The following is a 24,086-nucleotide window of genomic DNA, read 5'->3' on the forward strand; positions in this document are numbered from 1 at the left end:
GCCCTGCATGCGGTGCCCTTCCGTGCGGCTCCGGCCGGTCAGGGCGCGGGACGCCAGTTCTCGGCCAGGTCCCCCCACAGGTAGGCGCTGGTCTCGACGCCCTTGAGGAGGAGGTCCAGCTCGACCTTCTCGTTGGGGGCGTGCCAGCCGTCGGAAGGGACGGAGATGCCCAGGAAGAGCACGGGGGCACCGAGGACTTCCTGGAGGTCGGCGGCGGGTCCGGAACCGCCCTCGCGGGTGAAGCGGACCGGGCCCTGGAAGGCGCGGCCCATGGCGCGGGCCACGGACTGCAGCGCGGGGTGGTCGAGCGGGGTGAGGCAGGGACGCGTGGCCGAGCCGAAGTCGATCTCGTACCGGATTCCGGCGGGCACCTGCTCGGCGACCCAGGTGCGAACGGCCTTCTCGATGTGGTCCGGGTCCTGGCCGGCGACCAGCCGGAATGACAGCTTCACCATGGCCGCGGAGGGGATGATCGTCTTGCTGCCGGGGCCCTGGTAGCCGCCGCCCATGCCGTTCACCTCGGCGGTCGGGCGGGCCCAGATGCGCTCCAGGGTCGAGTAGCCGGCCTCGCCGTGGAGGGCGTGCGACTTGGCGGTGTGCAGCCAGCGTTCCTCGTCGAAGGGCAGCTCGGCGAAGAGTTCGCGCTCGCGGTCGGTCAGCTCGACGATGCCGTCGTAGAAGCCGGGGACCGCCACGCGCGCGTGCTCGTCGTGGAGGGCGGCGACCAGGCGGGCGGCGGCGGTGGCCGGGTTGGGTACGGCGCCACCGAAGGAGCCGGAGTGGATGTCCTGGCCGGGGCCGTACAGCCGGATCTCGCACTCGGCGAGGCCGCGCATGCCCGTGCACACCGTCGGGGTGTCCTCGGACCACATGCCGGTGTCGGAGACGATCACGGCATCGGCGGCGAGCCGCCCGGCCCGTTCCTCGACCAGGGACCGGAAGTGCGGGGAGCCGGATTCCTCCTCGCCTTCGATGAGCAGCTTGAGGTTGACGGCCGGGGCGGTGCGGCCGGTGGCGGCGAGGTGGGCGCGGACGCCGAGTGTGTGGAAGAACACCTGGCCCTTGTCGTCGGCCGCCCCGCGCGCGTAGAGACGGTTCTCCCGGACGACCGGCTCGAAGGGGTCGCTGTCCCAGCCGTCCTCGCGGGCGGCGGGCTGTACGTCGTGGTGGCCGTACACGAGGACCGTGGGCGCCTGCGGGTCGCCCGAGGGCCATTCGGCGAAGACGGCCGGGGCGCCCGGGGTCTGCCAGACCTCGGCGGTCGGGAAGCCGGTCTCCTTGAGCTTGGCGGCGAGCCAGTCGGCGCTGCGCCGTACGTCGGGCCCGTGATCGGGCTGGGCCGACACGGAGGGGATGCGCAGCCATGCGGCGAGGTCGCCGAGGAAGGCGGCGCGGTGCTGCTCGATGTACGTGCGGACGGCGCTGTCCGGGGTCTGGCTCATGCTCCCGAGCCTATCCGTCCGCACCGGCATCCTCGGCGGGCGGTTCGTCACACTCAGCTCTCCTGGTGTGCCGTTTCGGAGTCTTCCGTGAGGAGCCGTTCCAGGGCGGCCCGGTCCGGCAGGTCCCGCGGTCGTACGACCTCACCGCTGCGCACGTACAGGAAGGCGGCCGTGACCGACTCCGGTGGTACGCCCTGCTGCTCGGCCCAGGCCAGCCGGTACACGGCGAGCTGGAGCGGGTCGGCGGTGCGGGTGCGGCTGGTCTTCCAGTCGACGATCTCGTACGTCGTCCCGTCGCCGTCGCCGTGCCGGTAGACGGCGTCGATGCGGCCCCGGACGACGCGGCCGGCGAGGGTGAGCTGGAAGGGGGCCTCGACCCGGTAGGGGGTGCGCCGGGCGTATTCGGTTCGCTCGAAGGCCTCCTTCAGGGCTTCCAGGTCGCGTTCGTCGGCGATCTCGGCGTCGCTGCCGGGCAGCTCGTCGGGTTCCAGCAGTGGCAGGGTCAGTTCTTCGAAGCGGGTTTCCACCCAGGCGTGGAAACGGGTGCCCCGGCGCGCGGCCGGTTGCGGGGGGCGCGGCATGGGGCGCGCGAGTTCCTGCGCGAGCCCGTCCGGGTCCTCTGCGAGACGCAGCAGCTGGGACGCGGTGAGCGTGGCGGGCAGCGGGACGTCCGTGACGGTCTGCCGGGCGCGCAGCAGCTCCCCGGTGAGCGCGTCGAGATCGCGGTCCCAGGAGGCGATGGTGCGGGCCTCCTCGGGGGTGAGCGGGCCGGAGGGCGGGGGCTCTGCGGGGCGGGGGCGGGCCTGCGGGGCCGGCGCCTGGTGGGGCACCTTCGGCCGCTCGGCGCTCCAGGCATCCCAGCCGGCAGGGTCATCGGCGGGCCCGGCGGCGGGGCCGGCGGGGTCGTCCTCAGCGGGGGCGGGGGCGGTCCAGGCCGCGTCGTCCGGGGGCACGTCGTCGAAGGCGGTGCCGTCGTACGGGAAGGCCGTCTCGTGAGGGAAGGGCTGCCCGGGGGGCGGGTCCCCCATGTGAGGGAAGTCCTCGTACGGCACGTCGTCGGGAAGGTCGTCGTCCTGTGGCGCCGGCCAGTCCGGGTCCTCGGCGTCGGTGGGGTCGTGGGGGGCCGGGGCGTGGCCGCCGGGCCGGGCGGCGAGGGTGTCCAGGTGGGCGAGGACGGTCTCGGCGGCGGCGCGCCGGCGGGCCAGGGCGGCGGGGTCCAGCGGGAGCGGCCACACCTGGTCGGCGCCGGCCGTGTGCAGGGCCGGGTTCTCCTCGTCCTCGGCGGGCTCGTCCGCCCAGGCCTCGATCTCGCCGTACCCGGCGGCGCAGTGGTCGTGCAGGGCCTGGAGGAAGTCGGACGGGCCGCGGGGCTTCTTCTGGCTGGGCCCCCACCAGTGGCCGGAGCCGAGCAGGAGCGAGCGGGGGCGGGTGAAGGTGACGTAACCGAGGCGGAGTTCCTCGGTGTGCTGGTGGTCCTTCATGGCCTCGTGGAAGGCCTTCATGCCCCGGGAGTCCCACGAGCCGAGGTCGGGCAGGGTGTCGCTGTCGCCGCGCAGGGCGTGCGGCAGCACCTTGGCCTGGGCGGTCCACTTCTCGCGGCCCTGGGCGCTGGGGAAGGTGCCGTTCACCAGTCCGGGGACGGCCACGACGTCCCATTCGAGGCCCTTGGACTTGTGCGCGGTGAGCACCTTGACCGTGTTCTCGCCGCCGGGCAGGGCGTTGTCGAGGCCCTTCTCGTACTGGGCGGCGGTGCGCAGGAAGCCGAGGAAGGCGAGCAGGGTGGCCTCGGCGTCGCTCGCGGCGAAGGAGGCGGCGACGTCCAGGAAGTTGGACAGGGTCTCCCGGCGGCGGGCGGCGAGCGCGTGCGGGGACGCCGACAGCTCCACCTCCAGGCCGGTGACGGCGAGGACGCGGTGCAGGACGTCCATCAGCGGGTCGGACAGCGAGCGGCGCAGGTCGCGCAGCTCTGCGGCGAGCCGGGCGAACCGCACGCGCGCGTCCGGGGAGAACGGCAGCCCGTCGTCGTACCCGTCGCCCTCCGTCGGAGTCTCGAGGAACGTGTCCAGGGCGTCCGCGAGGGATATCACCTCGGACGGGTCGACCCCCTCCACGGCCGCGGCGAGCCGGCGGTCGGGGTCGTCGGTGCCGTCCACGCGCGCGTGAGCGACCAGCAGGCGGGCGCGCCGGCCGAGCAGGGCGAGGTCGCGGGGGCCGATGCGCCAGCGCGGTCCGGTGAGCAGGCGCACCAGGGCGGCGTTGGCGCCGGGGTCCTGCAGAACCTCGCACACGGCCACGAGGTCGGCGATCTCGGGCAGGTGCAGCAGCCCGGACAGGCCGACCACCTCGACGGGGATGTCTCGGGCGACGAGCGCGCCCTGGATCTCGGCGAAGTCGGTGGCGGTCCGGCACAGCACGGCGATCTCGCCCGGCGCGGTGCCGGTGCGCACGAGGTGGGCGAGGGAGTCGGCGATCCAGTCGATCTCCTCGGCGTGGGTGGGCAGCAGTGCGCAGCGGACCGTGCCGTCGTACTCGGCGCCGGGGGCCGGGCGGAGGGCCTCCACGCCCGCGTGCATGGCGCGCAGTGGCTCGGCGAGGCCGTTGGCGAGGTCGAGGAGGCGACCGCCGCTGCGGCGGTTCTCGCTGAGCGCCTGCCGGGTGGCGGGCCGGCCGTCGGAGTGGGCGAAGTGTTCGGGGAAGTCGTCCAGGTTGGCGACGGAGGCGCCGCGCCAGCCGTAGATGGCCTGGCAGGGGTCGCCGACGGCGGTGACCGGGTGGCCCGTGCCGTTGCCGAACAGGCCCGCGAGCAGGACGCGCTGGGCCACGGAGGTGTCCTGGTACTCGTCCAGGAGCACCACGCGGAACTCCTCCCGCAGCAGACGGCCCACCTCGGGGTTGTGGGCGAGGCGGGCGGACAGGGCGATCTGGTCGCCGAAGTCGAGCAGGTCCCGCTCGCGCTTGGCGGCCCGGTAGCGCCGGACCAGATCGGCGAGTTCCCGGCGGGCCGCGGCCGCCTCGGGGACCTTGCGCAGGTCGGCGTTGGTGAGCTTGGCCCGTTCGAGGGTGCCCAGCAGGTCGGCGTCCCAGGCGCGCAGCTCCTGCGGCTCGACCAGGTGTTCGGCGAGTTCGGAGTCGAGGGCGAGCAGGTCGCTGACCAGGTCGGCGAAGGAGCGGGTCAGCGCGGGGTAGGGGCCGGGGGCCTCGCGGAGCACGCGGGCGGCGAGCTGGTAGCGGGTGGCGTCGGCGAGCAGCCGTGAGGTGGGTTCCAGGCCGATGCGCAGACCGTGGTCGGTGAGCAGCCGGCCGGCGAAGGCGTGGTACGTCGAGATGACCGGCTCGCCGGGCGGGTTCTCGGGGTCCGGCCAGGAGGGGTTGGTGCGAGGGGGCGTCGTCGCGGGGTGGTGGTCGGGTGACGGGAGGGCGTCGGGGTCGGTGACGCCGGCCTTGATCAGTGCCTTGCGCACGCGCTCGGCCAGCTCACCGGCGGCCTTGTTGGTGAAGGTCAGGCCGAGGACCTGCTCGGGGGCGACCTGCCCGGTGCCGACCAGCCAGACGACGCGGGCCGCCATCACGGTGGTCTTGCCCGACCCGGCGCCGGCCACGATCACCTGCGGAGCGGGCGGCGCGGTGATGCAGGCCGTCTGCTCCGGGGTGAACGGGATCCCGAGAAGCTCCTTGAGCTGCTCGGGGTCGGTGATACGGGCGGGCATGTCGAAAGAGGCTAGCGGCGGGCACTGACAACCGAGGACGCAGCAGCCTTCCGGGACCGAAGACGCGCAGGTCAGCACGGGCGGCGCCGGACCGGGTGGTGCCGTACGTCACTTCAGCCGCACGCCACCGGCCGTACGTCACTTCGGCTGTACGGCTTGTCGGCACTTCGGCTGTACGGCTCGCCGGCGCCGTCTCACTCGACCACGTGCCGCCCCTCCGGCCGGGCGCTGCACGAGGCGCGGAAGGCGCAGTGCGTGCAGTGCTGGCCGGTGCTCGGCGTGAACCGCTCGTCCAGGACCTTTCCGGCGGCGGTGGCCAGCAGCTCGCCGACCCACTCCCCCGTCAGCGGCTCCTGGCTCTGCGCCTTGGGCAGACTGTCGCCCCCGTCGCGCTTGGCGGCGCCCTGCCTGAGGTGGACCAGTTCGGCGCCGCCCGGTTCGGGGCGTACGCCGTCGAAGGCCGCGTCGACGACGCCTTCGCGGACGGCGAGCTGGTAGACGGCGAGCTGCGGGTGCCGCTCCACCTCGCGCGCGGTGGGCGCCTGCTTGCCGGTCTTGAAGTCGACCACGTAGGCCCGGCCCTCGGCGTCCACCTCCACACGGTCCATCTGGCCGCGGATGCGGACCTGGTAGTCGCCCGCTTCGAGGGTGACGTCGAAGTCCTGCTCGCTCGCCACGGGCATGCGGCCGGCGCGGTCCAGCACGTGCCAGTTCAGGAAACGCTCGAGTGCCACGCGCGCGTTGTCCTTCTCCTGCTGCGACTTCCAGGGGGCGTCGAAGGCGAGTGCGTTCCACACGGAGTCCAGGCGCTCCATGAGCACCTCGAGGTCGGCGGCGGTGCGGCCGGAGGCGACCTCGTCGGCGAGGGCGTGGACGACGTTGCCGAAGCCCTGCGCGGCGGTGGCGGGGGCGTCGGCCTTGACCTCGCGGCCGAGGAACCACTGCAGCGCGCATGTGTTGGCCAGCTGGTCGAGCGCGCTGCCGGAGAGCACGACGGGCTGGTCGCGGTGGCGCAGCGGCACCTTGCTCTCGGTCGGCTCGAACATGCCCCACCAGCGGTAGGGGTGTGCGGACGGCACCAGGGGGCGGCCGTCCTCGTCGGCGAGTGCGGCGAGCCGGGCCAGGCGGTGGGCGGCGGCCTCCCGCAGTGCGGCGGACGCGCGCGGGTCGACGGTGGTGGCGCGCAGTTCGGCGACGAGCGCGGCGACGGCAAGCGGGCGCCGGGGGCGGCCGGTGACGTCCCTGGGCTCGACGCCCAGCTCGGTCAGGAACCGGGAGGGCTGGTCGCCGTCGTCGGCCGGTGCCTTCACCGCGGTGACGACGAGCCGGTCCCGCGCGCGGGTGGCGGCGACGTAGAACAGGCGGCGCTCCTCGGCGAGCAGCGCGCCCGGGGTGAGCGGCTCGGCGAGTCCGTCGCGGCCGATGCGGTCGGCCTCCAGCAGCGAGCCGCGGCGGCGCAGGTCGGGCCACAGACCGTCCTGGACGCCGGCGACGACGACCAGGCGCCACTCCAGGCCCTTGGAGCGGTGCGCGGTCATCAGGCGGACGGCGTCGGGACGTACCGCGCGGCGCGTGAGCGTGTCGGCGGCGATGTCCTCGGCCTCGACCTCCTCCAGGAAGTTCAGGGCGCCGCGGCCTCCGGTGCGCTCCTCCGCGCGCGCGGCGGTGGCGAACAGCGCGCACACCGCGTCCAGGTCACGGTCGGCGTTACGGCCGGCCGCTCCGCCACGCCGGGCGGCGCGCTCCAGGCGCCCGGGCCATGGAGTGCCGTCCCACAGGTCCCACAACGCCTCCTCGGCCGTACCACCGCCTGCCAGGCGCTCGCGCGCCTTGCGGAGCAGCGCGCCCAGGCGCTGCGCACCGCGCGCGTACGCCGGGTCGTGCACGGCCAGGCGCTCGGGCTCGGCGAGTGCCCGTGCGAGCAGTTCGTCGGACGGCGGCGGCAGCGGGTTGCCGGCGGCCCGCTCTTCCTCACGCAGGGCACGCCCGAGGCGGCGCAGGTCGGCGGTGTCCATGCCGGCGAGGGGGGAGGCGAGCAGGGTGAGGGCGTTCTCGGTGTCGAGCCAGGTGGCCTCTTGCGCGGCGGAGTCCTCGCCGGGCTGCCGCGCCTCCGCCGTGGCCACCGCGCGGAGGGCCGTCAGCAGCGGTGCCACCGCCGGCTCGTGCCGCAGGGGCAGGTCGTCGCCGTCGACGTCCAGGGGGACGCCGGCGGCGGTGAGGGCGCGACGGAGGGTCGGTATGCGGGATCCGGCACGCACCAGGACGGCCATCTCGCTCCAGGGGACACCGTCCTCCAGGTGCGCGCGGCGCAGGATGTCGGCGACGTTGTCCAGTTCGGTGCCGGGCGTCGGGTACGTGTAGACCTCGGCCCGGCCGCCGTCGCGTACGGGGGCCGGCTCGCGGTGGGCCCGGACCTTGTCGGCGGGCAGCCGGACCAGCGGCATGCGCTGGGTGATCAGCCGGGTCGCGGCCAACAGGGCGGCGCCGGAGCGGCGGGAGGTGCGCAGCACCCGGACGGGAGCGGGTCGGCCGTCCGCGCGCGGGAAGGCTTCCGGGAAGCCGAGGATCCCGTTCACGTCGGCGCCCCGGAAGGCGTAGATCGACTGGTCCGGGTCGCCGAACGCGACGAGGGTGCGGCCGCGCCCGGCCAGTGCGTGCAGGAGCCGTACCTGAGCGGGGTCGGTGTCCTGGTACTCGTCGACGTAGACGGCGTCGTACTGGGCGGCGAGCCGCGCGGCGGTCCCCGGGCGGCGGGCGAGCAGGACCGCGCGGTGGACCAGTTCCGCGTAGTCGATCACGCCTTGGAGGTCGAGGACGTCGAGGTACTCGGCGAGGAAGGCGGCTGCCGCTCGCCAGTCGGGGCGGCCGATACGGCGTGCGAAGGCGTCCAGGGCGTCCGGGCCGAGGCCCAGCTCGCGGGTGCGCGCGAGGACGGCACGGACCTCGTCGGCGAAGCCGCGTGTGGTCAGGCAGGCGCGCAGTTCGGCCGGCCAGCGCACATGGGTCAGCCCGAGCCGTTCCAGCTCGGCCTGCCCGGCGAGCAGCTCGCGGACGGTGACGTCCTGCTCGGGTCCGGAGAGCAGGCGCAGCGGCTCGGTGACCCGGCCGCTGTCCTGGTGGGCGCGGACCAGGGCGTAGCTGTAGGAGTGGAACGTGGTCGCCCTGGGCGCGCGGGCCGCGCCCATGCGCAGGGCCATGCGGTCGCGCAGGTCGACGGCGGCCTTGCGGCTGAACGTCAGCACCAGGATCCGCTCGGGGTCGCCGCCTTGGGCGATCCGTGCGGCGACGGACTCGATCAGGGTGGTGGTCTTGCCGGTGCCGGGTCCGGCCAGGACGAGCAGTGGTCCGCTGCGGTGGTCAACCACGGCACGCTGCGCAGCGTCCAGAGGAGGGGGATCCACGGTGGCCGGCGGCGTTCGGACCAGCCGGTGAGCGCCACGGCTCCCCTGCCGCACCGAGCGGTGCGGCAGCTGGCTGGTGGAGGAAGAGGAGCTCACGTGGTTGGCCGGTCCTGGTGGTTGTGCTGGTGGGCGGGCGGTCACGCGTGCGAGGCGGTGGCCGCGGGGTGAGGGGGTCACGTGCTGGCGACGCTACGCCGCCGCTCCAGGCGGAAGCAGGGCTTCCGGTTCTTCCCTTGCGACGCTCGCACCACGCGAGTCCCACACCCCACGAACGTACGGCATGCCACGGACGTCCCCCCAGTCACCCGTACGGGCCACAGGTTGTCCCCGAGGGCATCCGATGGCGGAAGCTGTCAGATGTGAGCCTCCGCGTCCGCGCCGCCGTCCCACCGGGCACGCCGCATGTCGAGCCGGGGCAGATGACCCTCCGCGCTCCTGCCTGCCTGCTTCAGCGGCGTGCCCTCCGCGCGATAGTGGGCGAGCGCACGCAGTTCGTGCCCGGGAAGCAGCGTGCCGTCGGCGCGTACGACCCGCCACCACGGGACGGCGCCCCCGTAGAGGGACATCACCCGGCCGACCTGGCGCGGGCCGCCCTCCTCGAGCCACTCGGCGACATCGCCGTAGGTCATGACCCGGCCCGGCGGAATCCGCTCGGCGACGTCGAGGACCCGCTCGGCGTATTCCGGCAGCGTATCGGCGTACCCCTCGCGCGCGTCCTCGGCACGGTTCAGCTCGCTCATCCACACCATCCTGCCGCACCGCGCCGGCCTCCCGGCGGGGACCGTGGGGAACGGTCCTCTCGCCCCCGGGCGGTCCTTCCGGCAGACTGTGCGCCCGCGCATCCACACCCTGATGCCCGTGTGTGTCGGTGGGGCATGCCACCATCGTGCGGGCGGTGACTGGTGATACGAGACCAAGAAGAGACCATGAAGGAGCAGGGCGTGCACCCCGAAGGAGCGGCGGGCACCCCTGACGCCTCGGCGCGCCCCGGCGCCCGCCCGGCCGGCGCCGGCACCGACGCACACAAGGACGACACCGGTCCGAGCGGCGCCCCCAGCCCGCGCGACGCCGACAGTCGGCAAAGTGACACCGGTCAGCTGGAGGCCCCCGGCTTGCAGGAGGCACCCGGTCCGCAGGGCGACACCGGCCCGCGGGGTGACACCGGTCCTCGGGACGCCACTGGTCCGCAGGATGACACCGGTCCGCGTGGGGACGGCGGCACGCGCGCGCGGGAGAGCGGCACCGAGGCCCGCGGCGACGGTGCCGGGAGGACGCCGGCGGTGACGGCTCGGGCCACCGGGAAAGCGCCCCGGGATCCCGCCTCATGCGTCGACGACGACCTGCACGCCGAGCAGGTGGAGGGCGACGAACCGCTGCTCCCCGCCCGTGTGCACCGCCCCTCGGACCTCATGCGGCTCCTGGTGGGCGTCCTGGCCATCGTGGTGCTGCTCGCCATCGCCGCGTTCGCCCACGGCACCACCTCGGGCCTCGAACAGGACATCAACAAGGGCACCGGACAGGCTCCGGACCTGCTCATCAAGATCGCGGGCCTGGCGTCCAGCATCGCGATCCTGCTGGTACCGGTCGCCTTCGCGATCGAACGGCTGATCAAACGGGACGGGCTGCGCATCGCCGACGGCGTCCTCGCGGCCGTCCTCGCCCACGGAGTGACCCTCGCCACCGACCTGTGGGTCGCCCGGGCCGCCCCGGACTCGATCCAGGAGGCCCTGACCCAGCCCTCGCCCGGCGACATCCATGCCCTGACCGATCCCGTGCACGGTTATCTGGCGCCCGTCATCGCCTACATGACGGCCGTCGGCATGTCCCGCAGACCCAGATGGCGCGCCGTGCTGTGGATGGTGCTGCTGCTCGACGCCTTCTCGATGCTGGTCACCGGATACACGACCCCCTTCTCGATCATCCTGACGGTCCTGATCGGCTGGACCATCGCCTACGGGACCCTGTACACGGTCGGCTCCCCCAACGTCCGGCCCACCGGCCGGACACTGATGGCGGGCCTCCGGCACGTCGGCTTCCGCCCCGTCAGCGCGGCCCGCGAGGAGGCCGTGGAGACGGAGAACGGCGACCGGGGCCGGCGCTACTTCGTCAGCCTGGAGGACGGCCCGCCGCTGGATGTCACGGTCGTCGACCGGGAACAGCAGGCACAAGGCTTCTTCTACCGCGCGTGGCGCAATCTGACCCTGCGCGGCTTCGCCACCCGCTCCAGCCTCCAGTCACTGCGTCAGGCGCTGGAGCAGGAGGCGCTGCTGGCCTACGCGGCGATCGCGGCCGGCGCCAACGCGCCCAAGCTGATCGCCACCGCCGAGCTCGGCCCCGACGCGGTCATGCTCGTCTACGAGCACACCGGCGGGCGCACGCTGGACTCGCTGGCCGACGAGGAGATCACCGACGAGCTGCTGCGCAACACCTGGTACCAGGTGCAGGCACTGCAGTCGCGGCGCATCGCGCACCGCAGGCTGGCCGGTGACGCGATTCTGGTGGATCGTTCCGGCAGGGTGATCCTCACCGAACTCCGCGGCGGCGAGATCGCGGCCGGTGAGCTGCTTCTGCGCATGGACGTCGCCCAGCTGGTCACCACGCTCGGCCTGCGGGTCGGTGCCGAGCGTGCGGTGGCGTCGGCGGTCGGGGTGCTCGGCCCGGACGCGGTCGCCGACTGTCTGCCCATGCTCCAGCCGATCGCGCTGACGCGCTCCACGCGCGCGACGCTGCGTCGGCTGGCCCGGGAACGGGCCCAGCGCGAACGTGACGCGGTGCTCGAAGCCTCCCGGCAGGCCAAGCTGGCCCGCGCGGAGGAGGCTGCCGAGACGACCCAGCCCGTTCCCGGCAAGAAAGCCGTGCGCGCCGAGCAGCGCGCGGAGAGACGGGCCATAGACGAAGCCCTGGATGAGGCCCGCGAAGAGGACCTGCTCACCCAGATCCGGCACGAGGTGCTGCGGATCAGGCCGCAGGCCCCCGTGGAGCCGGCCCGCCTGGAGCGGGTGCGCCCGCGGACGCTGATCAGCTTCATCGCCGGCGCCATCGGCGCGTACTACCTGCTGACGCAGCTCACCCACATCGAGTTCGGCACGCTCTTCGCGCAAGCCCAGTGGGGCTGGGTGGCCGCCGCGGTGCTGTTCTCCGCGCTGAGCTACGTGGCCGCCGCGATGGCCCTGCTGGGCTTCGTACCGGAACGGGTGCCGTTCCTGAGGACGGTGGCGGCCCAGGTCGCCGGATCCTTCGTGAAGATCGTGGCGCCGGCCGCGGTCGGCGGTGTGGCCCTCAACACGCGCTTCCTGCAGCGCACCGGCGTGCGCCCGGGGCTCGCGGTGGCGAGTGTCGGCGCGTCGCAGCTGTTCGGGCTGGGCTGTCACATCCTGATGCTGCTGTCCTTCGGCTATCTGACCGGTACGGAGAAGACACCGTCGCTGTCGCCGTCCCGCACAGTCATCGCGGGTCTGCTGACCGTGGCGGTGCTCGTCCTCGTGGTGACGTCCGTGCCGTTCCTGCGGAAATTCGTCGTCACGCGCGTGAGGTCGCTGTTCGCCGGTGTCGTACCGCGCATGCTGGACGTGCTTCAGCGTCCGCAGAAGCTCATCACCGGTATCGGCGGCATGCTTCTGCTGACCGCCTGCTTCGTGATGTGCCTGGACGCCTCCGTCCGGGCGTTCGGCGACGGCACGGCCTCACTGAGCATCGCCAGTGTCGCCGTCGTCTTCCTCGCCGGCAACGCGCTCGGTTCCGCGGCACCCACCCCGGGTGGCGTCGGCGCGGTGGAGGCGAGCCTCACTCTCGGTCTCATCGCCTTCGGCCTGCCCAAAGAGGTGGCCGCCCCGGCCGTCCTGCTCTTCCGGCTGCTGACCCTGTGGCTTCCGGTGCTGCCAGGCTGGCTGGCGTTCAACCACCTCACCCGCAAGGGAGCCCTGTGACGGCAGCCGCCGACGGCGGGGCGGCCCTGTGACGGCGGGGCGGCCCTGTGACGGCGGGCAGCCCTGTGACGGCGAGGCGGCCCTGTGCCAAGGGGCGCGGCGGCTGAGGGGGCCCTGTGCCACGGGGAGCCCGGCGACGCAAGGATGCGCGGTGACATGAGGGTGCGCGGTGAGGTGAGGGAGCCGTGTGCAACCCGGGGACGCCGTGACGTGAGGGAACCTGGTAGGCGTCCGTGCCGGTACCTCGGACGGCCCGCGTCCCGCGCGCCCCGGCGAACCCGCCCGCACGATGGGATTATGGCGAACTCCTCCCGGCTGCGCGCCGCCGTCCTGACCACCGCCGCCGTGCTGTTCTCCACCGCACTGGCCGGATGCGGCGACAACGCCGAGCACGGGGACCTCACGGCGCAGAAGCTGGACTGGAAGGACTGCCCGGCGCCCTCCGAGGCCGAGGGCGGCGGCAGCGCTCCCTCACCGCTGCCGGGCGGCGCCGAGTGGCAGTGCGCCACCATGGAGGCGCCCCTGGACTGGGACAGGCCCCAGGGCGACACGATCGGCATCGCCCTGATCCGCGCCAAGGCCAGCGGCCCGGCGAACAAACGGATCGGCTCGCTCGTGTTCAACTTCGGCGGCCCCGGCGGCAGCGGCGTCACCTCGCTGCCCGCGTTCGCCGGGGACTACAGCGCCCTGCGCACCCGTTACGACCTGGTCAGCTTCGACCCGCGCGGAGTCGGCCGCAGCCGGCCGGTGGAGTGCGAGAGCGACGCCCAGCTGGATGTCTTCTTCCAGCAGGACGCGACCCCGGACGACAGCGCCGAACGCGCCCAGCTCCTGAAGCGCACCAAGCAGTTCAACGCCGCCTGCGACAAGAACTCCAGCAAGATCCTGCCCCACGTGCGCACCACGGACGCGGCCCGCGACATGGACCTGATGCGCCAGGTACTCGGCGACGACAAGCTGTACTACTTCGGCATCTCCTACGGCACCGAACTCGGCGGTGTCTACGCCCACCTGTTCCCGAAGAACGTCGGCCGGGCCGTCCTCGACGCCGTCGTGGACCCCACACAGACCCCCGAACAGGGAGCGCTCGGCCAGGCCAAGGGCTTCCAGCTCGCTCTCGACAACTTCGCGGAGGACTGCACGTCGAAGGAGGACTGCCCGCTCGGCGACACCCCGCAGGAGGTGAAGGACCGTATCGCGAAACTGCTCGCCGACCTGGAGAAGAAGCCGATCCCGGGCATCTTCCCGCGGCAGCTGACCCAGACCGCCGCCACCAACGGCATCGCACAGTCGCTGTACTCCAAGGATTTCTGGGAGATCCTCACCGAGGGGCTGGAGCAGGCGTACGACGGCGACGGCAAGATCCTCATGCTGCTGTCCGACTCGATGAACGGCCGCAACGAGAACGGCGAGTACAGCAACATCACCGCCGCCAACATCGCCATCAACTGCGCAGACGAGAAACCTCGGTACACCCCCGACTTCGTCCAGCAGAGGCTGCCCGAGTTCCACGCCGCCTCACCCCTGTTCGGGGCCTACCTGGCCTGGGGCATGGTCAGCTGCACCGACTGGGTGGTGCCGGGCGCGGCCGACCATCCCGACGTCAGCGCGCCAGGATCGGCGCCCATCCTCGTCGTCGGCAACACCGGTGACCCGGCCACCCCGTACGAGGGCGCGAGGAAGATGGTGGAGGCCCTCGGCAAGGGCGTCGCGGTCGAGCTGACGTACAAGGGCCAGGGGCACGGCGCGTACGACAGCAAGAACAAGTGCGTGCAGAGCGCGGTGAACGGCTACCTGCTGGACGGAAAAGTACCGAAGGCCGGCATCGTCTGCTCCTGACCGGCGCCAGAGAACCGCAGGAAACCGCAGGCCAGAGGGTTATCCACAGGCTGTCACGGGCCGGGCGCGGGCCGCCTACCATGGCCTGAACGCCCGGCGCGGCACGGCGCGGGGCCTGTGAGGGGGGTGCACACATGAGGCGATTGCTGCGATGGACGGCCGCGGTGGCCGCAGCACTGCTGATGGCCGGCTGCGGCAGCTCGTCCGACGGGAGCGGCAGCGAGGACGATGGCAAGGGAACCGGTTCGGCTCCCCCGTCGACGCCGCAGTCCACAGCTTCGCCGGCCACGGCCGGCCTTCCCTCCTCGCTCACCGGACAGCGCCTGGACTGGCGCCGTTGCAAGGCCACCGGTGGCGGCTCCGCACCGGGCGACGACTGGCGGTGCGCGACGCTGAAGGTGCCGCTGGACTGGTCCAGGCCGGACGGGGAGACGATCGGCCTCGCTCTCATCCGCGCACAGGCTAGCGGCGGCGACCGCATCGGCTCGCTGCTGTTCAATTTCGGCGGCCCCGGCGGCTCCGGTGTCTCGACGATCCCGTACTTCTCGGCCACCGTCTCCGCACTCCACGAGCGCTACGACCTGGTGAGCTGGGACCCGCGCGGGGTCGGCGCGAGCGAGGGCGTCCGCTGCCGCGGTGACCGGGAGATCCAGGCCGCCGAGGCCGTGGACGCCACACCGGACACCCCGGCCGAGGAGAAGGCGTACTTCCAGGACGCCACCGACTTCGGCAAGGGCTGCCAGAAGGCAGCCGGCCGGCTGCTGGCACACGTGTCGACCACCGACACCGCCCGCGACATGGACCTGATGCGCCAAGTCCTCGGCGACGACAAGCTGCACTACTTCGGCATGTCCTACGGCACCGAACTCGGCGGTGTCTACGCCCATCTGTTCCCGAAGCGGGTGGGACGGCTGGTGCTCGACGGGGTGGTCGACCCGGCCGCGGACACGGCGGGGCACGCGCAGAACCAGGCCCGCGGTTTCCAGCGGGCACTGGACGACTACCTCAAGTCCACCGGCCAGGACCCCGAGCGGGGCTCGCGGCAGATCGCGGACCTCCTCGAGCGGATCGACGCCAAACCGCTGCCGACAGCGTCCGGGCGGAAGCTGACCCAGACGCTGGCCACCATCGGGATCATCCTGCCGCTCTACAGCGAGACCGGTTGGCCCAGGCTGACCAGCGCCCTCAAGTCGGCGCAGAACGGCGACGGTTCGCAGCTGCTCGCGCTCGCCGACGAGTACAACGACCGGGACGCCTCGGGCCGCTACGGCACGATGTCCCACTCCCAGCGGGTCATATCGTGCCTGGACGAACGGCAGCGGCCGACGCTCGCCGAGGCGAAGCGGCGGCTGGCGGACTTCGAGCGGACCTCACCCGTGTTCGGAGACTTCCTCGGCTGGGACACGGCCGGCTGGTGCCACGACTGGCCCGTGCCGGGCCAGTTCGACACCCCGGAGGTCAGTGCACCCGGTGCGGCACCGATCCTGCTGGTCGGCAACACCGGCGACCCGGCGACCCCCTACGAGGGCACCCGCAGGATGGCCGACGAGCTGGGCAAGGGCGTCGGCATCGAACTCACCTGGAAGGGCGAGGGGCACACGGCTTACGGCAACGGCAGCGACTGCGTCGACTCGACGGTGAACGCCTACCTGCTGAACGGCACGCCGCCGAAGGACGGCAAGGTCTGCTCCTGAGAGGCCCGCGCTCAGTGCTCCTTGCGGATCTCCTGCCCCACCGCTCCGCATCGACCAGAAACCAGCGGGGTGGCTCGATGAGACCGCCCACTGAGTCACCTCGGGACGGACACAGCCTCTCTTCGCCGCTCCAGGTGCCGTCCCACAGGCACATGCAGAGGTCCCTTACGGGTGAATCCAGCCGCTCGTCGATCGGTGGCCGACGTGACAGCGGGAAGGCCATTTGGCACACCGGCGCATCGCGGGCAGGGAGTCTCCTATGCCGAAGTTCCTCATCCAGGCCACTTACACGCCCGAAGGGACGAAGGGCTTGCTCGAGGAAGGCGCGAGCGGCCGCCGTTCCGCCGTCGATCAAGTGGTCACCGGCCTCGGCGGGACAGTCGAAGCCATGTACTTCGCCTTCGGAGCGGACGACCTCGTGTGCATCATCGACTTCCCCGACCCGGTCTCCATGGCCGCCGTCAGCCTCAGCGTCAAGGCGAGCGGCGCCCTCCAGACCCGGGCCACTCCCCTCCTCACACTCGCCGAGATCGACGAGGCCGCCCGCCGCCAGGTCACCTTCCGCCCTCCCGGCGCATGACCGGCACGGCACCGACGACGGCCCGGGAGGTGGCTCAACCCAAGGCGGAGGCCTCATCCCAGTTGCTTCGGGACGAAGAGGTCGTGGGTTCAAATCCCGCCACCCCGACAGCCGAAACACCAGGTGAGGCACCTACAAACGTTTGTAGGTGCCTCACCTGTTTCTGTGTGCGTGACTATCGCTCTCCGCGTGTCTACGACCGCCGCTCCTGCGCCCCGAAGATGCCGTCCATGACCACGGCACCGGTCTGGATCACGGGCCGGATCTGCTTCCGGTAGACCTCCTCGGTGACGGCAGTCCCAGAGTGGCCGACGAGCCGCGAGATTTCCTCCAGCGGCACGCCCCGGTCGGACAGCAAGGACACGAAGCTGTGCCGCAGTTCCCTCGGGGTCCACTCGTCGGCGTTGATCCCGTCGATGCCCTTGAGCGCCTGGCGGAAGGCACGGCGGACGTTGGCGGCATCGAGCGGCTTGCCCACGGCCGAGGAGAAGACGAGGCCGTGTTCCTCCCACTCCTCATCAGCGGCGAGCCGATCCCACCCCTGATCCTCGAACTGCTGCCAGAGAGCGTCCACGCAGCGCACCGGCAGGGCGAGCGTGCGCCGGGACTTCCGGGTCTTCGTGTCCCCACTCCTCCGGACCGACCGCCAAACGGCGATGTGCGGAGGCTGCGGCGGGTCGAGGCCCGGCCGGCCCTTCAGGAAGACGTGGTCCCAGGTGAGGGCCCGCAGCTCCTCGGTGCGGGCCCCGGTCAGCAGGGCGACGACGATGTACGCGTACATCAAGGTCCCCTCGGCGCCCTTGAGCACGGCCTCGGCCTGGGCGAAGGTGAGCGCCTTGGACGGGCGCCCCGCCTGGCCCTGAGGCACCGAGCACAGCTCGACGACATTGCGCTTCACCTTGTCCCGCGCCATGGCCCGCTTGACCGCGCGGTTGAGGCAGGAGTGGATTCCCTGGAGCGTGCGCGTGCTGAGCGTCTTCCCTTGGTGGCCAGCCAGCGGTCTACGTCTTCAGCACTCAGCTCCCGCAGCTTGCGTGCGCCGAGCGATGAGATCACGTGCTTCTGACTGAGGAGCCTCACGGTCTCGACAGTGCTGGGGTCGAGACCGGCCAAGCCGTACGCCAGCCAGTCCGTCACAGCGTCCTTGACCGTGTAGTTGGTGGGTGCGATGGCTAGTCCGTCTTCGTGGTCCCGCAGCACCTCCTTGAGCTTGTTCTTCGCCTCTGTCTTGGTCTTGCCACTCCCCCGCTTCACGATCCGCTTGCCGCTCGGGTCGAAGCCGAGGTTGGCCGTGGCGATCCACCGTTGTCTCTTCTCGTCCGAGTGCAGACCGCCGTCACCGCGGCTCCGGCGCTCGGTCATCAGGCAGCACGCTCCATCTGCCCGGCAATGAACTCTCCGAGTGCAGAGGCGGGGATGCGCCGACACCGCCCGATGGGCACGGAGGGCAGACGCCGGGTCCGGATCAGGTCGTAGACCGTCGAACGCCCGACCTTCAGTCGAGCCATGACCTCGGCCACGGTCAGCAGCTCGTCGTCACCCATGCGTAGGTTCTCCTTCTGTTCCGGGGGCGGGTTCGAGTGAGGCGGTTCAGCCAGGTCTCGGCGGCGCTGAGGCCGGTGCCGGCGAACACCCAGTGGGCGAGGACGAGTGTGGTCTCACCGTCCTGCGCGACAACCGGAGCGGTTTGGGCTCGGCGCCATTCGGCGCGCGCATCCCGGAGGGCGCCGAGGGTGGTGGAGTAGCGGCGGGACTTGGTGGAGAAGTGGCCGCGGCAGCCGAGCATGTGCGCCCAGGCACGGAGCCGGAGGTCTGCCAGCTCGGGGCGTGCGCCGAGGGTCCAGGCGGTACGGATCATGCGCCGGGCGTGGTCGGTGATCCTGGCTTGGGCCAGTTCGGCGAGGAACCTGACCGGCCGGTCGAGGGTGCCGGTCGCGGTCTCGGCTCCCTTGGTGGCGTACTTGGCGATGTATGCCGCCACGGCTCGCTCGGTCAGCTCCTGGCCGCCGTGGAAGTCGGCGGAGCGGATCGGGCGGACGTCGAGCTGGCGGCCGAAGACGAACGCGTGGGACCGGCCGTCGACCTCCGGGCCGTCGACGCGTGCGGCAGCGGCAGCCGAACCGATGGCGTCCGTCAGCAGCTCGGTCGTGGCTCAAGCCGGTGGAGGCGTGTCACCGCCTTCCGGGCCGTCGAGGCGGATGACCGCATGGAAGTGGACGGCGCCCCGCTTCTGGTACTCGGCGACCTTCGCGAACGAGATCCGGGCGTGATCGCGGAAGTCGCGTCGGGTGAGGCCGGCGCGCTTGGCGACCTCTCGGCGGAGGTAGATCGAGAAGCGCCGCCACAGGGCCCCGGCGTGCGCGTTCCAGAGCACGGCCGCTTCGTAGTCGTAGGTGTCCGGGTCGAGGGGCGCGCCCAGGACGGGATCCACTCCCTCATGCCGGATGCCGCAGCGGCAGTCACGTCCGCCGGAGGGGCGGTTGTGAACCGGGCCGACGCCGGGGGCGGTGAAGGTGGCAAAGACACGCGGATGTGTGCCGACCTGTTCCGGTGTGCCCCTGCCGCCCCGGAGACCGGCGGTGATCAGGTGGAAGGTGTCGCGGCGGTAGGTCTGCAGCGGACCAGGAGCTGGCCAGCGGGCAGGGCGATACAACCGCCGCGCCACCCGCTGTGCGGCCTGCGCCGGCGCTGTCCGGCGACCATGAAGCCGCCGACGCTGCTGACCGTCCGCTCGGCGATCTGCTCGGCGGGCGGAGGCAGCAGCGGTGGCGGCCCGGCCGGACGAGCACCTTGCAGGCGCCCGCAGGCCGAGGGCGGCAGAGGGCTGAGCAGGGTGGCCTGCAGAACACACTGCTCGTCCAGGACCTACAGCACTTTGCCGTCGAGCCGGAGGGTGACCCGCTATCCGGCGAACGACCAGCGGACCAGGACCTTGTCACCGCCCAGGCCGACGTAGCCGACCGCGTTCACGGTCCGGTCCACCTCCACCGCCCCCTTCGTGTCCTTCGCCAGGCCGGGTCGTCCGCCCAGGGGCCGGCAGGGCGGGCGCCCCCGCCTGCCGGCACGGCCCCGGCCCTCCCTGCACGCGGATAAGACGCGCACAGCCAAGCCGAGGCAAGCGGTGTCAAGCATCAGGTGAAGCCACAACGTCAAGCATCAACCTAGGACAAGACACAAGCGCCTCATCCCGGCGGGATAAAACCTTCTCTCCTTCATCAAGGCCCGCGCACGGCGCGGGCGCGCGCCGCCTCTGCAGCGCGGCCTGCCTCCTGTCTTCGCCCCGGCTGGCCGCGCCCGGCGGCTGCGGGCAGGTCGTGGGGAAAAACCCGCTGCGGCTGGGGCGGTCGGCTCCACGGCTTTAGGGAGCCAATTTGGCGCGAGCCCAGCCGCTCCACCGACCTTGACGCATGCGCACCCCTACACGACACCTCACCGTGATTCACTCATGCAAAAGTTACTTTGAGGGCGTGGCCTTACCAAGCACATCCAGAATCCTCGTCGAGGATTCACTTCGGGGAGCCACCAAAGCCAGAACCGCTGCAACGATGAACGTCAGTCGGAGACTGTCGGCCACTTTGCTTTGATCCGAGATCGGCGGCACCATTGGAAGGATGACGGCCGCAGCAATAAATAGGACGACAGGAATGATGTGGCGAATTATTTGCCTTACACGATCCTTAAGTACCGCGTCTGGGGCATTTTCTAGAAGCTTTTTCCGGTCGTTGACAAGAAGCGCCGCAACTCCGTTACTCAAGGATACCGCTACGTCATCGAAATCATCCGGACCCGAGGCGCATGCGATCAACTTTTTGTGCTCCCTTACAACATGGGCAATCCTTAGAGACTCAACGGCCGTCTGAGAAAATACATCGGCGTGCCATCGGCCGATTCGAGATCGGAGAGATAGCGTTTCTTGACATACCCTCGCCAGGTCCTCCAGTGCTGCGACGACCCGTCGTGAAACCCTACTCGATTGCCACTCTAGTCGGCTACGGGAAACCAGCGCAGCAGTCTCCAGCATTGCTAGCGCCGTACGGTCATAGACGGTGTCGGGTGGCATTGAGCGTCTAGCCACTCTGCTCACGGCAAACGCGAAGACAAACGCGGCAGCAAAGATGGAAATTGGAGCGATTGTCGCCCCTACGGTATAAGCGACCCAAGACTCATCAACTACGGAATAAGTTACACTGAAGGAGGGGTAGACGGCCAAAGAGAGAAATACAAATCTCCTCAGAAATCGACTTCTTCTATATCTCCCTCTAACTCCCTTCAAGGTGAGTGTAGCCATGAAAAGCAGAGCTAGGCCGACTGCTAGCCCGCCGAATACTTCAGTCGTCCGTGCCGCATCACTCCAAAATCGGAGGAATGCTGACGTCGCAAGAGCAAGCCCCAACATCAGCAGGGTCCAACCCAGCTGAATTGCTGGCATCCACAAGGCGGTGTAGTACCGAGTTTTAGCGCGCGACCGACTGATGGAACGGCGCACTTTCCTGCGCAATAGTTGACGTTGAGCCTCATCAACGCCGGACAGATCATTCACCCACGACAGCCCCTCCCGAACAGTTCTACGAAAAGCTGAACGCGCATCCCGTCGGAAAGGATCCATCAAACTACGCATTGCTTCCTTTCGGAATTACCCAATCCTCGTAAGAACCGGGGCTTTGAGAAGGAGCCATCAAGGGGCAGTAGCCTAGCCGTCAGCGAGTGGGAAGTTACAGATTAATGAACTGAACGACTGCAACGACGACCGCCGAGGACACATCTTGCCCAACGCGCGAGCGCCCTCCCGGGCCGTCTTCGGGCCGTGGAAGGGCGCTCAACGATGACCAACGCCGACAACTGCCGACAGCTCAGCAGCAGGTCAGGACGCTGATCAATGAGACGGCCGCAGGTCACGGCCCGTTGATCAGTTGTGGCTGAACTGTGTGCGGTCGGACGGCGCCGAAGCACTGCTCGACGGCAGCGACGGCAACCGTGACGGCAACGAGGATGGACGGCAGCGGTGCCCGGCAGCCCTGGGCGGCACGGCAAGGCCGCGTCAGGGCCGCCCACCACGGCATGCCCGCATCTTCTAAGCGCTTGCTGCGTCATGCTCTAGCAATGGATGAGTATGGGTGGGCCGCGAGCCCCAAAATGCCGGCCGCGGAGGCGGTTCGGGCTAGCTGGGTGGCGACCGTCGCGGCCCTGCCTGCACGGAGCCAGATCACCGGAGCGGTTATCGGCCGCCAGCCCTTTGGGGTCTTCCTACGTATAGACGGCGTGCCGGACGCCATAGCGCTGGCGGAGATCACGCGCATGCCGCTGGGGATGGACCTTCCGGCCCTCGGGGCTTCGGTCAGTGGTGAGGTCTACTGGCACGACGACCGCCACCACCAGGTCAGGGTCCGGCTCGACGAGTGGCAGGGAGCCGACGCGTGATCGAACCTGGGCCGTCTCTGGGCCATGCGAGAGTGCTCAGTCCCGCGCACCGGGTGAGTGTCTGACTGCGTGACAACGCCAGCGAACAACAGCAGACGCCCGCGAACGCCAGCGGACCACCGCCGCAGGTGAGAGGCGCCGCGGCCAAAGGTCGAGTGCCCAGCCAAGTTGCTTCGGGACGAAGTGGTCAGTCATCCGCGTCTTCTGGACCGACGTCGCGGAAGACGCTTCTGTAGTCACCACTCCGGACGAGTTCATCGACCACCTCGACCATCCGGGGAATGCCTCGGTCCCGGACGATCAGCCCGTCCCAGACGTAGAAGTACCTGCCGCCAAGGCATTCACCGGTCTGTCGCCAACGGTCCATGGTGCGGTGGACATCGTCCAGGGTGTAGATCGTCCCTGACCAGCGTTCCCCATTGTCGAAGACCACCCACATGTCGACGTCATCGATCTCGTCGAGGGGTACCCCGAAATCGGGCACGAAGCAGATCTCGTAGCCGTCACGCCGAACGCGGTAGAACGCCCCGTCCCACACCAGGTTGGCTCCCAACGACTCAGCCGCTCACAGCAGATGTCAGCCCACCTGGCGCGGCTCGAACGGGCTGGCCCCTCCATAACGGGCCGGTGCTGTGGACCTACAACTACCGGCCGAACAGGCGGGGAGATCGTAGAGCGGCGTCGAGTGCTACCGCACCACAATTTCCCGCCCGGCCAGCCGGAGACCGGGCCGTCCCCGGGCCGTGCGAGGGCGCCTGACGCCGATCGACAACGACCGAAGCCCACGGCATCCGACCAGGTCAGAGCCGTGGGCTTCGTCAGTCCCGCTGGCCGGCGGGACCGGTGATCAGTAGACCGGCTTGTGCGGTTCGATCTGGTTGACCCAGCCGATGACGCCGCCGCCGACGTGGACCGCGTCGGCGAAGCCCGCGGACTTCAGAACCGCGAGGACTTCCGCACTGCGGACACCCGTCTTGCAATGCAGGACGATCTTCTTGTCCTGCGGGAGGCCCTCGAGGGCGCTGCCCATGAGGAACTCGTTCTTCGGGACCAGCCTGGCGCCCGGGATCGAGACGATCTCGTACTCGTTCGGCTCGCGGACATCGATGATGTCGATGTTCTCGCCGTCGTCGATCCACTCCTTGAGCTGCTTCGGAGTGATCGTGGAGCCGGCCGCCGCCGCCTGGGCCTCCTCGGAGACGACGCCGCAGAAGGCCTCGTAGTCGATCAGCTCGGTGACGGTCGGGTTCTCGCCGCAGACCGCGCAGCCCGGGTCCTTGCGGACCTTGACCTGGCGGTACTGCATCTCCAGGGCGTCGTAGATCATCAGGCGGCCGACCAGCGGCTCACCGATACCGGCGAGGAGCTTGATGGCCTCGTTGACCTGGATGGAGCCGATGGACGCGCACAGCACGCCCAGGACGCCGCCCTCGGCGCAGGAGGGGACCATGCCGGGGGGCGGGGGCTCCGGGTAGAGGCAGCGGTAGCAAGGGCCATGCTCGGACCAGAAGACCGAGGCCTGGCCGTCGAAGCGGTAGATCGAACCCCACACGTACGGCTTGTTCAGCAGCACGCACGCGTCGTTGACCAGGTAGCGGGTCGCGAAGTTGTCGGTGCCGTCGACGATCAGGTCGTACTGGCTGAAGATCTCCATCACGTTGTCGGCCTCGAGCCGCTCCTCGTGAAGGATCACGTTCACGTACGGGTTGATGCCCTTGACGCTGTCGCGGGCGGACTCGGCCTTGGAGCGGCCGATGTCCGCCTGGCTGTGGATGATCTGGCGCTGCAGGTTCGACTCGTCGACCTCGTCGAACTCCACGATGCCGAGGGTGCCCACGCCGGCGGCGGCCAGGTACATCAGCGCCGGCGAGCCCAGGCCGCCGGCGCCCACACAGAGCACCTTCGCGTTCTTCAGCCGCTTCTGCCCGTCCATGCCCACGTCGGGGATGATCAGGTGGCGGGAGTACCTGCGAACCTCGTCTACGGTGAGCTCGGCAGCCGGCTCGACCAGGGGTGGCAACGACACGGGGACTCCGTTGGTCGGTCAATCACTACAGTTGTTCTCCTGGTAACACTGCC

The 24,086-nt window shown here is 70.7% G+C and carries 13 protein-coding genes and 3 pseudogenes; 5 read left to right on the top strand and 11 right to left on the bottom strand.

Annotated elements, in window-relative coordinates:
- Positions 1-38: 38 nt before the first annotated feature.
- The 4 genes from ACZ4SF_RS06030 to ACZ4SF_RS06045 form a co-directional block, all read right to left on the bottom strand.
- Positions 39-1,442 (bottom strand): dipeptidase, encoded by a 1,404-nt coding sequence (locus ACZ4SF_RS06030; RefSeq protein WP_468378833.1) that lies wholly within the window; start codon positions 1,440-1,442, stop codon positions 39-41.
- Between the two features lie 53 nt (positions 1,443-1,495).
- The gene (locus tag ACZ4SF_RS06035; protein WP_468378835.1) at positions 1,496-5,149 is read right to left on the bottom strand and encodes an ATP-dependent helicase; all 3,654 of its coding nucleotides are present in this window, start codon (positions 5,147-5,149) and stop codon (positions 1,496-1,498) included.
- A gap of 194 nt (positions 5,150-5,343) precedes the next feature.
- On the bottom strand, positions 5,344-8,646 hold the full coding sequence (locus ACZ4SF_RS06040) for an ATP-dependent helicase (protein WP_468378837.1): 3,303 nt from the start codon (positions 8,644-8,646) through the stop codon (positions 5,344-5,346).
- 257 nt (positions 8,647-8,903) lie between these two features.
- A complete protein-coding gene (locus ACZ4SF_RS06045) occupies positions 8,904-9,290 on the bottom strand; it encodes an MGMT family protein (protein WP_468378838.1) in 387 nt (128 codons plus the stop codon).
- Positions 9,291-9,476: 186 nt separating this feature from the next.
- Here ACZ4SF_RS06045 and ACZ4SF_RS06050 point away from each other — a divergent pair, with 186 nt between their 5' ends.
- The 4 genes from ACZ4SF_RS06050 to ACZ4SF_RS06065 all read left to right on the top strand — a co-directional run bounded on the left by ACZ4SF_RS06050 (position 9,477) and on the right by ACZ4SF_RS06065 (position 16,589).
- Positions 9,477-12,476, top strand: coding sequence for a lysylphosphatidylglycerol synthase domain-containing protein (locus tag ACZ4SF_RS06050; RefSeq protein WP_468378841.1), 3,000 nt, complete (start codon positions 9,477-9,479; stop codon positions 12,474-12,476).
- 297 nt (positions 12,477-12,773) lie between these two features.
- Complete coding sequence (locus ACZ4SF_RS06055) at positions 12,774-14,315, top strand: alpha/beta hydrolase (protein ID WP_468378843.1); 1,542 nt, start codon at positions 12,774-12,776, stop codon at positions 14,313-14,315.
- 134 nt (positions 14,316-14,449) lie between these two features.
- On the top strand, positions 14,450-16,009 hold the full coding sequence (locus tag ACZ4SF_RS06060; RefSeq protein WP_468378846.1) for an alpha/beta hydrolase: 1,560 nt from the start codon (positions 14,450-14,452) through the stop codon (positions 16,007-16,009).
- A 259-nt stretch (positions 16,010-16,268) separates the two neighbouring features.
- The gene (locus ACZ4SF_RS06065) at positions 16,269-16,589 is read left to right on the top strand and encodes a GYD domain-containing protein (protein WP_468378849.1); all 321 of its coding nucleotides are present in this window, start codon (positions 16,269-16,271) and stop codon (positions 16,587-16,589) included.
- A gap of 193 nt (positions 16,590-16,782) precedes the next feature.
- Here the strand turns inward: ACZ4SF_RS06065 and ACZ4SF_RS06070 are convergent.
- From ACZ4SF_RS06070 to ACZ4SF_RS06090, 5 genes and pseudogenes are all read right to left on the bottom strand, one after another.
- Positions 16,783-17,951 (bottom strand): annotated as a pseudogene (locus ACZ4SF_RS06070) (site-specific integrase).
- Positions 17,951-18,133, bottom strand: coding sequence for a helix-turn-helix domain-containing protein (locus ACZ4SF_RS06075; protein ID WP_468378851.1), 183 nt, complete (start codon positions 18,131-18,133; stop codon positions 17,951-17,953). The pseudogene ACZ4SF_RS06070 and the gene ACZ4SF_RS06075 overlap by 1 nt, the downstream one beginning before the upstream one ends.
- Positions 18,126-19,235, bottom strand: a pseudogene (locus ACZ4SF_RS06080) (replication initiator); the annotation flags it as partial. The pseudogene ACZ4SF_RS06080 and the gene ACZ4SF_RS06075, both read right to left, overlap by 8 nt.
- A gap of 39 nt (positions 19,236-19,274) precedes the next feature.
- Positions 19,275-19,657 (bottom strand): annotated as a pseudogene (locus ACZ4SF_RS06085) (IS481 family transposase); the annotation flags it as partial.
- A gap of 386 nt (positions 19,658-20,043) precedes the next feature.
- Positions 20,044-21,018: a hypothetical protein gene (locus tag ACZ4SF_RS06090; RefSeq protein ID WP_468378854.1), complete on the bottom strand. Its 975-nt coding sequence runs from the start codon at positions 21,016-21,018 to the stop codon at positions 20,044-20,046.
- Between the two features lie 671 nt (positions 21,019-21,689).
- On the opposite strand from ACZ4SF_RS06090, the gene ACZ4SF_RS06095 reads away from it, so the two are divergent.
- Positions 21,690-22,007, top strand: coding sequence for a hypothetical protein (locus ACZ4SF_RS06095; protein WP_468378857.1), 318 nt, complete (start codon positions 21,690-21,692; stop codon positions 22,005-22,007).
- A 187-nt stretch (positions 22,008-22,194) separates the two neighbouring features.
- Here ACZ4SF_RS06095 and ACZ4SF_RS06100 read toward each other — a convergent pair whose 3' ends face one another.
- Positions 22,195-22,560 (bottom strand): hypothetical protein, encoded by a 366-nt coding sequence (locus ACZ4SF_RS06100; protein WP_468378860.1) that lies wholly within the window; start codon positions 22,558-22,560, stop codon positions 22,195-22,197.
- Positions 22,561-22,854: 294 nt separating this feature from the next.
- Positions 22,855-24,033 carry an adenylyltransferase/sulfurtransferase MoeZ gene (moeZ, locus tag ACZ4SF_RS06105; protein ID WP_468378863.1) on the bottom strand — a complete coding sequence of 393 codons (1,179 nt, stop codon included), beginning with the start codon at positions 24,031-24,033 and terminating at the stop codon, positions 22,855-22,857.
- Between the last annotated feature and the right edge of the window lie 53 nt (positions 24,034-24,086).

This window comes from Streptomyces sp. NPDC027663, from assembly GCF_055566415.1.